Annotated in this window: 11 protein-coding genes and 1 riboswitch; of the genes, 5 read left to right on the top strand and 6 right to left on the bottom strand. The window is 61.5% G+C overall.

Features of this window, described 5'->3' with window-relative positions:
• Positions 1 to 3: 3 nt before the first annotated feature.
• The 6 genes from FHT75_RS10850 to FHT75_RS10825 form a co-directional block, all read right to left on the bottom strand.
• Positions 4 to 654 carry an urea amidolyase associated protein UAAP2 gene (locus FHT75_RS10850; RefSeq protein ID WP_063476078.1) on the bottom strand — a complete coding sequence of 217 codons (651 nt, stop codon included), beginning with the start codon at positions 652 to 654 and terminating at the stop codon, positions 4 to 6.
• A 12-nt stretch (positions 655 to 666) separates the two neighbouring features.
• Positions 667 to 1488, bottom strand: coding sequence for an urea amidolyase associated protein UAAP1 (locus tag FHT75_RS10845; RefSeq protein ID WP_063476079.1), 822 nt, complete (start codon positions 1486 to 1488; stop codon positions 667 to 669).
• A complete protein-coding gene (locus tag FHT75_RS10840) occupies positions 1485 to 2315 on the bottom strand; it encodes an ABC transporter ATP-binding protein (protein ID WP_063476080.1) in 831 nt (276 codons plus the stop codon). The genes FHT75_RS10845 and FHT75_RS10840 overlap by 4 nt, the downstream gene beginning before the upstream one ends.
• On the bottom strand, positions 2312 to 3130 hold the full coding sequence (locus FHT75_RS10835) for an ABC transporter permease (RefSeq protein WP_063476081.1): 819 nt from the start codon (positions 3128 to 3130) through the stop codon (positions 2312 to 2314). Before FHT75_RS10835 ends, FHT75_RS10840 begins: the two co-directional genes overlap by 4 nt.
• A gap of 65 nt (positions 3131 to 3195) precedes the next feature.
• Positions 3196 to 4269, bottom strand: coding sequence for a putative urea ABC transporter substrate-binding protein (locus FHT75_RS10830; RefSeq protein ID WP_047613073.1), 1074 nt, complete (start codon positions 4267 to 4269; stop codon positions 3196 to 3198).
• 74 nt (positions 4270 to 4343) lie between these two features.
• Positions 4344 to 4452, bottom strand: a riboswitch (guanidine-I (ykkC/yxkD leader).
• 213 nt (positions 4453 to 4665) lie between these two features.
• A complete protein-coding gene (locus FHT75_RS10825) occupies positions 4666 to 5583 on the bottom strand; it encodes a helix-turn-helix domain-containing protein (RefSeq protein WP_097630955.1) in 918 nt (305 codons plus the stop codon).
• Between the two features lie 86 nt (positions 5584 to 5669).
• Between FHT75_RS10825 and FHT75_RS10820 the strand changes: the two genes are divergently transcribed.
• The 5 genes from FHT75_RS10820 to FHT75_RS10800 all read left to right on the top strand — a co-directional run bounded on the left by FHT75_RS10820 (position 5670) and on the right by FHT75_RS10800 (position 11864).
• Positions 5670 to 6944, top strand: a complete 1275-nt coding sequence (locus tag FHT75_RS10820) for an extracellular solute-binding protein (protein WP_047614940.1) — start codon at positions 5670 to 5672, stop codon at positions 6942 to 6944.
• An 83-nt stretch (positions 6945 to 7027) separates the two neighbouring features.
• A complete protein-coding gene (locus FHT75_RS10815; protein ID WP_028757496.1) occupies positions 7028 to 7888 on the top strand; it encodes a carbohydrate ABC transporter permease in 861 nt (286 codons plus the stop codon).
• Positions 7885 to 8721 (top strand): carbohydrate ABC transporter permease, encoded by an 837-nt coding sequence (locus FHT75_RS10810; protein WP_063476083.1) that lies wholly within the window; start codon positions 7885 to 7887, stop codon positions 8719 to 8721. The genes FHT75_RS10815 and FHT75_RS10810 overlap by 4 nt, the downstream gene beginning before the upstream one ends.
• A gap of 20 nt (positions 8722 to 8741) precedes the next feature.
• Positions 8742 to 9824 carry an ABC transporter ATP-binding protein gene (locus tag FHT75_RS10805; RefSeq protein ID WP_097544040.1) on the top strand — a complete coding sequence of 361 codons (1083 nt, stop codon included), beginning with the start codon at positions 8742 to 8744 and terminating at the stop codon, positions 9822 to 9824.
• 36 nt (positions 9825 to 9860) lie between these two features.
• On the top strand, positions 9861 to 11864 hold the full coding sequence (locus FHT75_RS10800) for an aldo/keto reductase (protein WP_097630954.1): 2004 nt from the start codon (positions 9861 to 9863) through the stop codon (positions 11862 to 11864).
• The last annotated feature ends 36 nt before the right edge of the window (positions 11865 to 11900 follow it).

Raw genomic sequence — 11900 nt, 5'->3', positions numbered from 1 at the left:
CGGTCAGTCCTCGCCGTCCCAGATCAGCACCCGGATCGGCGTCGGATCGAAGCCGTTGCAGGGATTGTTGATCTGCGGGCAATTGGAGATGACGCAGAGCACGTCCATCTCGGCCACCAGTTCGACATAGTCACCTGGTGCCGAGATGCCGTCGACGATGGTCATCTCGCCGTTCGGCTTGATCGGCACGTTCATGAAGAAATTGATGTTCGGCACGATGTCGCGCTTGCTCATGCCGTGTTTGGTCACCTCGAGCACGAAATTGTCGCGGCAGGCATGCAGGTATTTCGTGCCGTGGCCGAAGCGCACGGTGTTGCTCTCGCAGGAGCAGGCGCCGGCTGATGTGTCATGGCGGCCGCAGCTGTCGGCGGTCATGACCAGCATGACGTTGCCTTCGTTCGAGATGATCTTCGTGCCGGTGCCGATATAGGCGCCACCCTGCGCCCGCATCGTATCCTGGTTGGAATAACGCTCGGCAAAATCATCGGCGCGATAAAACAGCGTGTCGATCGCCTGCTGGCCGTAGCTGTCCTCGATGCGGATGGTCTGGCCCTTGCGGATGATACCGGACCATGGCGCCTCGGCCGGAATGAAATGATCCTGCACGGCGTTTTCGAGGCTGCGCGAAGCTGAAGTCTTGATGAAATCGGTCATTACAATCCTCCCTCAGGCCAGCATCGCGGCATTGTTCTCAAAGCCGCGAAGGGCTTCAGCGGTCGCGGTGCGCGAGAGATCGTCGGCTGCGGGCGAAGGCGCGCGATAGCGCGTGACGATCACCGGCTTCGGCGCGTAGACCGGGTCGGGATCGAGCGGATGCGGGCAATTCGAGAAGCCGACGATCATGTCCATTTCGGCGCGCAGCTCGGCATAATCGCCGCTGTTGGAGAGCTTGCCGCGCCAGTGGAAGCCGCCGGCGTCGTCGACGCGGACAGGCGCAAAGAGATTGAGAATCCCCGGGATGTCACGCCTGGCAAGACCAAGCTTGCCGGCGACGAGCACGAGATTGTCGCGGGTGTTGCGGGTCCTGACGTGAGGATATTTTGTGGCATTCGAGGCTGCCGTCGATCCGCCCATCAGGCAGTCATGGGCGCCCGAACTGTCCTCGATCAGCGAAAACATCACTCGGCCCATATCCGAGAAGATGACGCGGCCCTTGCCGAGGGCGGTCGTCCACTGCACCTTGACCGTATCGACGAGATTGAGCCGTTCGCTGGTGTCAGCGGCGTTCCAGGCGACGAGCGCCACGGTCGATGCGCCTTCGCCCTGGTCGATGCGGAGCGCTTCGCCGCGCTTGACCGCAGTCGACCAATACCAGCCGCCGGGGATGGTTTCCTGATGGATGATCGCAGCCGCATCGATTGCGGGGGCGGGCAGGGGGCTCGGCGCCGGCAGGGCCTTCGGCGCAAATTCCAGCCCCTTCTTCTGATGTTCTTCGTAACGCTGCCGGTTGGCGGCGATCTCTTCGGGCGAACGTCTGACATGCATCATGGTTTTTCTCCTGACGGACTGGAAGCCGGGTCGTCCCGGCGAGGGCCCAGAGAAATGACCGGGCCGTCCCGGTCGGGGCTGAAGACGGAGGGCGCGCCGGCAAGCCTGGGCGGCCAGATCGAAATGTCCTTGGTGATCGTCGCGCCGTAGCGCTCTTTTTCCTCCGGGCGGTCACGCCGACGCTCGAAGGCGACGACGCGCGTCGCCAGCGTGAAGGCCTCGCGCATGTCGTGCGTTACCATGACGACGGTCATCTGCGTTTCGTGCCAGAGCCGCTTCATCAAGGTGTGGATCTCGGCGCGGATGCCGGGGTCGAGCGCGCCGAAGGGCTCATCGAGCAGCAACACCTTCGGTTTCATGATCAGCGCCTGCGCCAGCGCCAGGCGCTGCTGCATGCCGCCTGACAGTTGCGCCGGATATTTGTCCTCGGCGCCGGAAAGGCCGACTTCACCGATCAGCCGCCGGGCTTCGTCAATGGCGTTGCGACGGGCAGCGCCGAAAAGCTTGGCTTTATAGCGAGACCCCGAGAGTTCCCGCCCCAGCAGCACATTGCCGAGCACAGTCAGATGCGGGAAAACCGAATAGCGCTGGAAGACGACGCCCCGATCCGGACCTGGCTCCTGCGGCAGAGCTTCGCCGTCCAGCAGGATCGTGCCGCGCGTTGGCCGTTCCTGGCCGAGCAGCATGCGCAGGAACGTCGACTTGCCGCAGCCGGAGGGACCGACGAGGGCGACGAAGGCGCGCGAGGCGACAGTCAGCGACACATCTTCCAGGACGATCTGGTCGCCGTATTCCTTCCAGACCTTTTCGATCACCAACTCGCTCATGCCTGCTTCTCCAGTTCCGACCAGGGGAAGATGGCAATGCGGATGCGATCGAGAATGTAATTCATGACCACGGCGAGCAGCGTGATCCAGACGACATAGGGAAAGATGACGTCCATCGAGAGGTAGCGGCGCACGAGGAAGATGCGGTAACCGAGGCCGGAATCCGACGAGATCGCCTCGGCCGCAATCAGGAACAGCCAGGCGGGGCCGAGCTGAAGCCGGAGGCAGGTGATCAGCCGGGGCAGGATCTGCGGCAGCACGACACGGAGGCCGATCTGCCAGGAGGAGCCGCCGAGCGTTTCAGCTTTGACGATCTGCTCACGCGGCAGCTCCAGCGCCTTCAGCGCAAGGTCGCGGATCATCGTCGGCGCAACGCCGATGACAATGAGCGCGATCTTCGAGGCTTCGCCGAGCCCCATGGCAATGAACAGGATCGGCAGCAGCGCCAGCGGCGGCACCATCGAGATGACGGCGACGAAGGGGGAGAGCAGCGCCCGGAGATATGGCAGCATGCCGATCAGCATGCCGATGACGAGCGCGGTGATCGTGGAGATGCCGAGGCCTGCAAGCAGGCGGATCAGGCTCGCCCCCGTATCGGACCAGAGCAGATATTCGCCGGTGCGCGGATCGGCGACGAAGGCCAGGCGATCGATCGCATCGGCAAACCCGGCAAGACCGGGCAACAGCTTGTCATTGGCGTTTTCCGCCAGCCGTGCCGCCGAGCCCATCGTGTAGGCAACGATCAGCAGCACGAAGGGCAGCAGCGTCAAGGCAAGCTGCGCGCCCCGGCTCGGCCTCGTGTTGATCCAGCGCATGAGGAAAGCTCCGCTGATGAAGATTGGGCGGCGCGGTCAAGACCGCACCGCTGCTTGGACATCGCTCAGAGCGAACCGTCGGCGGCCGCCTTCATGTAAGTCTCGGTGAAGCGCAACTTGACGTTGCCACTGTCGCCGAGGATCTTGCCATCCGGCATTTCGATGCCGATGACGTCTGCCGATGGCGCGCCATTGCCGAGCAAGCCTTTTTCGAACAGGAAGTTGCGGACAAGATCCATTGTCTTCGGCAGGCTGCCTGAGGCAGTGAAGGCAACGGCATCGGCCGGCTTGGCAAACAGCTTGGTGGCGGCAAGCTGGGATTCGAAACCCTTGAGATCGGTGCCCGATGCCTGGCCCATCGCTTCGCGCGCAGCCTTGCCGTCGGCACTGTCGGCAGTCAGCAGTGCAGCGGTTTCATACCAGATGCCGGCGAGTGCCTTGCCGAAATTCGGATTGTCCTTCAGCACGCCTGAATTGGCGACCATCAGGTCGATGATCTCGCCCGGCACCTGCGAGCTGTCGAACACCTTCTTGGCGGTGGGATCCTCGAGGATGGTCGAGACCAGCGGGTTCCAGGTGACAACTGCGGTCACGTCAGCCGTCTTATAGGCGGCGACCATGTCGGCATCGGAGGTGTTGACCACCTTAACGTCGCGCTCGGTCAGCTTGATGCTTTCGAGCGCGCGGGCCAGCAGATAGTGCGAAACGGAAAATTCGACGAGATTGACGTTCTGTCCCTTGATGTCGGCAAGGCTCGCCTTGTCCTTGAGGATAACGGCATCATTGCCGTTCGAGAAATCGCCGACGATGACCGCTGTCGTATCAACGCCGCCGGCGGCCGGGATCGACAGGCCGTCCATATTGGTCAACGTCACGGCGTCGAAGGCGCCTGCGGTATATTGGTTCATCGATTCGACATAGTCGTTGAACTGGGTGACCTCGATCTTGATGCCGTATTTGTCGGCCCATTTCTTGACGATGCCGTGATCAGCAGCATAACCCCAGGGCATCCAGCCGACATAGATCGACCAGGCGACCTTGAAATCGGCCTTCTGTTCGGCCTTGGCGATGGAGCCGAGCCCGAGCGCCAGGGACGCCGTCAGGGCGGTGATCGATAGGATCTTCGAAAAAGTCTGCATTGAAATTCCCCTTTTGCTTTTCTTCAAAAGGGATCGGCAATGACCATCGTGCCGCCAATCCCTTGGCTTACGAGGTCTCCCGGGCTTTTGTCCCGCCGTGCACCCGGCGGGATGTCTCCCCTGCCGGTGGTAGCTCTCGGACCAGCCACGCCTTGCGACGCCGGAACCCTAGCCACCAACTCTGCAACTATCGAAGCAAAGTGCGTGCCAAATTATAAACCGTTGATTTTATTGAGAGGTCGATGGCGCCAATTCCCCAGCAAATGCAATAGTGCATGCACTTGCACAGAAAATGTGCGTATTCTGCCGCCAGCTTAGGCGCTGGTTCTTTTTTGCCCAGCGGAAAACAAGGCCCCAGGCAGAACGCACAGAACGCCGAATTGCGGCTGCCCTGAGTTAGTTCCGGAAAGCGCCGGCCGGGACCGTCGTCACCAGCCGGATGTCACGGCGGAAGTCCGACGGCGACATGCCGGCGATGTGGCGGAAGGATTTGTTGAAGGCGCTGATCGAGCCGAAGCCGCTGTCCATCGCCACCTGCAGCACGTTGGCGCCCTCGCTCATCAGCATCGCCTGAGCGCGCGACAGCCGCAGCAGCGTCACGTATTTGCTGAGCGTCATGCCAGTCGATCGCTTGAACAGGTTCATCGCATATTTCGGATGCAGATCGGCGGCGCGGGCGATATCGACCGAATCGATGTCCTGCAGGAAATTGGCGGCGATGAAATCGCACATGCGCGCGACGCTGCGCGAGGAATGCGGATACGGTTGATCGCCGTCGAGATTGATGGCCGCCTGCGACGTCATCGAATAGGGTTCGAGCGCGATCCGCTCGATGCGCAGCAGCAGCTCGTCGACGGCGTGCTGGGCCTTGGCGGGATCGCCTGAGTTGGCATAGCGGAACCAGCGGGTGAAGTTCTCGCTGTCGGCGGCATCCGTTGCCGAAGTCAGCAGCGTCTCGCCCTTCATCAGTCGGCTGGAAACGCTGATCGGCAAGCGCAGCCGGAAGAAATAGACGAGCGGCAAATGGGCGCCGGCATAGAGCGAATCATCCGAAGATTCATCCATCTGATGCGGCTGACCACCCCAAAACAGGCACATTTCGCCGGCGTTCAGCCGGAATTCGTGGTCGCTCATCCGGTAGTGAACGGTTCCGCGCATCACGTAGTTGACCTCGACCTGCGCGTGCCAGTGCGGCATCGCCATAACAGGCGGATGGGCATGAAACATCTGCAGCGCTGTCGGCAAACCCTCGATGCTGCTCGCGCCGGGCTGGTAGATTGCACGTGTGCCGACCTTACTTTCCGCCAAATTCATGTTCCCTTTTTAGGAGACACCCGCTCCCTTACAGATAGTCTAACCGCGTTCGTGAAAGATCGGCAATTGAAAAGGGAGGATTTTCAATGCGCTTCAAACTTCTCGCTGCGACCGCAGCTGTTGCATTGCTTGCTTCCGGCTCCGCATTCGCGCAGTCGGCCAATCTTACCATCTGGAGCTGGAATGTCGCCGCATCGGCATTGAAGTCCACGCTTCCAGGCTTCAACAAGCAGTTTCCCGATATCAAAATCACCGTTGAGGACCTCGGCAACAGCCAGGTCTTCGACAAGACGCTCGCTGCCTGCGCCGCCGGCGGCGACGGCTTGCCTGACATCGTCAGCATCGAGAATTTCGAGGCTGAAATCTTCTGGAGCCGATTCCCGGATTGTTTTGCCAATCTGAAAGAGCTCGGCTATACGCCCGAGATCCAGGCAAAATTTCCTGACTTCAAGCGCACTGAGCTCGAGGTCGGCGATGTCGCTTACGCCATGCCGTGGGATTCCGGCCCTGTCGCCGTCTTCTACCGCCGCGACCTCTACGAAAAGGCCGGCGTCGATCCGAGCACCATCAGCACCTGGGACGATTTCATTGCCGCCGGCAAGAAGATTTCCGCCGCCAATCCCGGCGTGGTCATGGCGCAGGCAGACTTCAATGGCGACAGCGAATGGTTCCGCATGATCGCCAATGAACAGGGCTGCGGCTATTACTCGACCGACGGCCAGAACATCACCATCAACCAGCCGGCCTGCGTCGCTTCGCTGCAAAAAGTGAAGGAAATGAAGGACGCCGGCACGCTGACGGCGGCCAACTGGGACGAAAAGATCCAGGCCAATACCGCCGGCAAGGCCGCAAGCCAGTTGTATGGCGGTTGGTATGAGGGCACCGTGCGCTCGACCTCTCCCGATCTCAAGGGCAAGTGGGGCGTCTACAGAATGCCGAGCCTGACGGCTGATGGCCCGCATGCGGCCAATCTCGGCGGTTCGTCGCTCGCCATTTCGGCGACGTCCGCAAATAAGGAAGCCGCCTGGAAATTCGTCAACTACGCCCTCGGCACGGATGAGGGTCAGATCACCATGCTGAAGGAGTTCGGTCTGGTTCCGTCGCTGCTTTCGGCCGAGAAGGATCCCTTCGTCAATGAGCCGCAACCCTATTGGGGCGGCCAGAAGGTCTGGGCTGATATCCTGGCGACACTGCCGAAGATCGTGCCGAGCCGCGGTACCGCCTTCCAAAGTGATGCCGAAGCCATCTTCAAGGCGACGCAGGCGAAGTTCTTTGCCGGCGGCTATCCCGATGCGAAGGCGGCTCTCGACGATGCCGCCAAGCAGATCGCTTCAGCGACCGGCCTTCCGATCGCGCAATGAATGACGATGCCGGGCGCTTGAGGCGCCCGGCTTTCCCCCGGCTTGCAAAGCGGCCGGTCATTCGTTCGTGAGGAGGAGGCTTGATGCCGTTCAGAACCCGGAGCGCCTATGCGTTCCTTGCCCCCTATCTGCTGGTCTTTGCCACCTTCTGGGTCTGGCCGATCATCAATTCGTTCCTGATTTCCTTTCAGAACACCCGCATCAACCCGTGGAAATACAGTTTCCAGGCCAATTGGGGCCGGCTCTTCTACGACCCGGCCTTCTACAATGCTCTTTACAACACGCTGATCATCCTGCTGATTCAGGTGCCGGTGATGATCGCGCTTGCGACGGTCATGGCCGTAATGCTCAATTCGCCGCTGCTGAAAGCGCGGCCGCTTTTCCGCTTCGCCTTCTTTGCGCCTGTCGTCGTCGGCGAGGTCGCCTATGCTGCCGTCTTCCGGCTGATGTTCAGCCTCGATTTCGGGATCATCAACAAGCTGATTTCCGCCGTCGGTCTCAGCCCGGTCTCCTGGTTCGACAACGCGAATGCCGCCATGGCGCTGATCATCCTCGCCGTCACATGGCGCTGGGCGGGCTACAACGCCATCATCATTCTCGCCGGGCTGCAGTCGATTCCCGACGATGTCTACGAGGCGGCGACACTCGACCGGGTGAGCAAGATCCAGCAATTCTTTCATATCACCCTGCCACTTCTGAAGCCGATCATCCTCTTCTGCGTGGTTCTTTCGGTGATCGGCACCATGCAGCTCTTCACCGAGCCCTTCCTGATCACCAACCGCGGCGGTCCCGGCGGCGGCACCGAGACCCTCGGCCTGCTGCTCTACCGCCAGGGCTTCACTTCGCTGAACTTCGGCTATGCCTCGGCGATCGCCTATACGATGGCTGCCCTTGCCGTGGCGATCTCGCTTCTCAATCTCTGGGTCGGGAGGGATCCGAAATGAAGTCCAAATCGCAATCCCTTCTGCTGCGCCAGATCGCGTTGCATGCCGCACTGGCGCCGCTGGCGATAATCTGGCTGTTTCCGCTCTGGATGATGTTCGTCTTCTCGACCATGCCCGACAACGGCATCTTCAGCCCTGATATCGTGCTCTGGCCATCGACCAATTTCGTCGAGAATTTCAAGAACCTGCAGGCCGATACCGATTTCATCGGCGCCATGGTGATCTCCGTCGGCGTCGCGCTCATCTATACGGTCCTGTCGGTACTGCTGACCTCGATGGCGGGCTGGGCGCTGGCGCGTTACCGTTTCGTCGGCCGCTCCATCGTCATCGCCATCATCCTCGGCACGATCACGCTGCCGTTTTCGGTGGTCGTCATCCCGCAATTCATCATGGTGGCACGCGAATTCAAGCTGGCAAATACCTGGGTGGCGCTGATTGTGCCACCGTTGTTCAATTCGCTCGGCGTGCTGTTCATGCGGCAATCCTTCTCGATGATGCCGGGCGAACTCTTTGATGCGGCTCGGGTCGAAGGCGTCAAGGAATGGCAGATCTTCCTGCGCATCGCGCTGCCGCTGGCGCGTCCGACCATGGCGGCACTGGCGATCATCCTGTTCCTGGCCTCGTGGAACAACTACCTCTGGCCGCTTCTGATCAATTCCAAACCGGGAATGATGACAGCGCCGGTGGCATTGGGAACGCTGATCGGCCTCACCAAGGTCTCTTGGGGCGGCATCATGGCCGGCGCGGTGCTGCTGACGGCGCCGATCCTCGTCGTCTTCGTGGCTCTCCAGCGCCATTTCATCGCCGGCATCGCGGCCGGCGCAATCAAATAATCGAACAATAGGGAGGCCGCATGGCAGAGCTTTCACTCAGCAACATCGTCAAGCGCTTCGGCGGCTTTGAGATCATCCACGGCGCCAATCTGGAGGTGAAGGACGGCGAATTCGTCGTCTTCGTCGGCCCCTCCGGCTGCGGCAAGTCCACGCTGCTCAGGATGATCGCCGGCCTCGAGGACATCACCTCGGGCGAGCTTCAGATCGGCGGCAGGGTCGTCAACGACGTCGAGCCGGCCGATCGCGGCATCGCCATGGTGTTCCAGTCCTATGCGCTCTATCCGCACCTGACCGTCGAGGAAAATCTGAGCTTCGGCCTGCGCATGAACGGCAATCCGAAAGGCGACACTGAACGGCGCGTGCGCCATGTCGCCGAGATCCTGCAGATCACCGAGTTGATGAAGCGGCGGCCGAAGCAGCTTTCCGGCGGCCAGCGCCAGCGCGTCGCGATCGGCCGCGCCATCGTCCGCGAACCCCAGGTCTTCCTGTTCGACGAACCCTTGTCGAACCTCGATGCGGAACTGCGCGTGCAGATGCGCGTCGAAATCTCCCGGCTGCACAAGCAACTGGGCACGACGATGATTTATGTCACCCACGACCAGACCGAGGCGATGACGCTCGCCGACAGGATCGTCGTGTTGCGCGCCGGCAATATCGAGCAGATCGGCGCGCCACTCGACCTTTACGACGACCCCGCCAACCAGTTCGTCGCCGGTTTCGTCGGCTCGCCGAAGATGAATTTCCTGAAGGCCGTGGTGATCGAGACGCAGCCGGGCAGGGCGGTGATCGCGCTGGAAAGTGATACCAATACACGGCTGTCGCTGCCCGTCGCCGATCCGATCGAAGCCGGCGCGAAGGTGACGCTCGGCATTCGTCCCGAACATTTCGTCGATGCGGGCATGGGCGATGCCGACCTCACCGTCACCATCGACGTCGCCGAACACCTCGGCAATACCAGCTACATCTACGCCACCATCGGCCCCGAGCAACTGATCATCGAGCGGCCGGAATCCCGCGTCGCCGGCAATCGCGAGACGCTGACGGTCGGCCTTCCCGCCAACCGCACATTCCTTTTCGACGGTGCCGGCAGGCGGCTTCGCTAACCTATCCCAAGACCGAAAGACGAAAGAGGATTTTCCATGAGTTCAGATCAACCGATCCGCTGGGGCATCATCGGCCCCGGCACCATCGCCCGCACCTTTGCCGACGGCGTCGCCCATTCTCGCACGGGAAAGCTGGTGGCAATCGCCACCCGCAATCCTGCAAAACCCGGCCTTGCCGAAAATTTCCCCGGCGCCCGCATCGTCAATGGCTACGAGGCGCTGCTTTCCGACCCTGAGGTTGATGCCGTCTATATCTCCGTGCCCCATACCGGCCATGCCGAATGGGCGATCAAGGCCGCCCGCGCCGGCAAGCACATCCTGGTGGAAAAGCCGATCGCGCTGTCGGCCTATGATGCCGAAGCCGTTTACTACGAGGCGAAAAAGGCCGGCGTCTTTGCCGGCGAGGCCTTCATGTACCGCGTGCATCCGCAGACGGAGAAGCTGGTCGAGCTCGTCAAAAGCGGCGTCATCGGCACCGTCCGCATCATCCGTTCGAGCTTCGGCTTCAACATGGGCAGCTATAGGCCGGAACACCGGCTTTTCGCCAATGATACCGCCGGCGGCGGCATTCTCGATGTCGGCGGTTATCCGGTTTCGATGGCCCGGCTGATTGCCGGCGCGGCGCAGGGCAAGGCCTTCCTCGAACCCGAGAAGGTCTCGGGCGTCGCCCATCTCGGAGAGAGCGGCGTCGATGAATGGGCCTCTGCCGTGCTGAAGTTCCCGAACGAGATCATCGCCGAAGTCTCCTGCTCGATCATGGCGAATCAGGACAATGTGCTGCGCATCATCGGCTCGGAAGGCCGGATCGAGGTCCAGGACTTCTGGTTCGCCTCCGGCCACAAGGGCGGCGTCGGCAAGATCGAGATCTTCAAGGGCGGCAGCCGGGAAACCGTCGAGCTCAGGGAAGACCGCTGGCTTTACTCCTTCGAGGCCGATGCGGCGGGTGACGCCATCCGCGCCGGTAAGACGGAATTCAGCTCTCCCGGCATGAGCTGGGCGGATTCGATCGGAAACCTGCGCGTGCTCGACCAATGGCGTGCCTCGGTCGGTCTGGAATACGGCGTTGAGAAAGCCAGTAAGCGCACGGCAAACATTGCCGGCGGCACGGTCGCGCGTGGCAACAGCATTCCGCAGCGTCAGATCCCCGGCATTTCCAAGCCGGCCTCGGTCGTCACGCTCGGCTTCGAGTTCTTCCCGAACTTCGCCTCTGCCTCGCTGACGCTCGACGCCTTCTACGAAGCCGGCGGCAATGCCTTCGACACGGCCTATGTCTATGGCGGCGGCAAGACGGAAGCGATCTTCGGCGACTGGCACACGAGCCGAAAGGTGCCGCGCGAAGAGATCGTGCTGATCGGCAAGGGTGCGCATTCGCCGCTCTGCTATCCCGATATGATCGCAAAGCAGCTCGACCAGTCGCTTTCCCGGCTGAAGACCGATTATGTCGACATCTATTTCATGCATCGCGACAACACCGACGTGCCCGTCAGCGAGTTCGTCGATGCCATGGATGCCGAGGTCAAGCGTGGCCGCATTCGCGGCATCTTCGGTGGCTCGAACTGGACAAGGGCGCGTTTCGACGAGGCGATCGCCTATGCCGAAAAGACCGGCAAGGCGGCGCCGGCAGCACTCTCCAACAACTTCTCGCTCGCCGAGATGCTCGATCCGATCTGGGCCGGTTGCGTCGCCGCTTCCGACGACGACTGGAAGAAGTGGCTGAACGAGAAGCAGATCCCGAACTTTGCCTGGTCGAGCCAGGGCCGCGGCTTCTTCACCGACCGTGCCGGCCGCGACAAGCGAGACGATGAGGAGATCGTGCGGGTCTGGTATTCCGAGCGCAACTTCGGACGCCGCGACCGCGCCATCGAGCTGGCCAACAAGCTCGGCCGCAATCCGATCCATATCGCGCTCGCCTATGTGATCGCCCAGCCTTTCCCGGTCATTCCGCTGATCGGGCCGCGCACCGTCGCCGAGCTGGAAGACAGTCTCTCGGCGCTCGACATCAAGCTGACGCCCGATCAGGTGAAGTGGCTGGAAGGCTGACCAATAGGAAAGGGCGCGGTTCACGTCGCGCCCTTT

The organism is Rhizobium sp. BK112 (assembly GCF_014193215.1).
Lineage (GTDB): Bacteria > Pseudomonadota > Alphaproteobacteria > Rhizobiales > Rhizobiaceae > Rhizobium > Rhizobium anhuiense.
The sequence above is the reverse complement of the archived record's forward strand: the minus strand, read 5'-3'. Positions and strand labels throughout refer to the sequence as shown.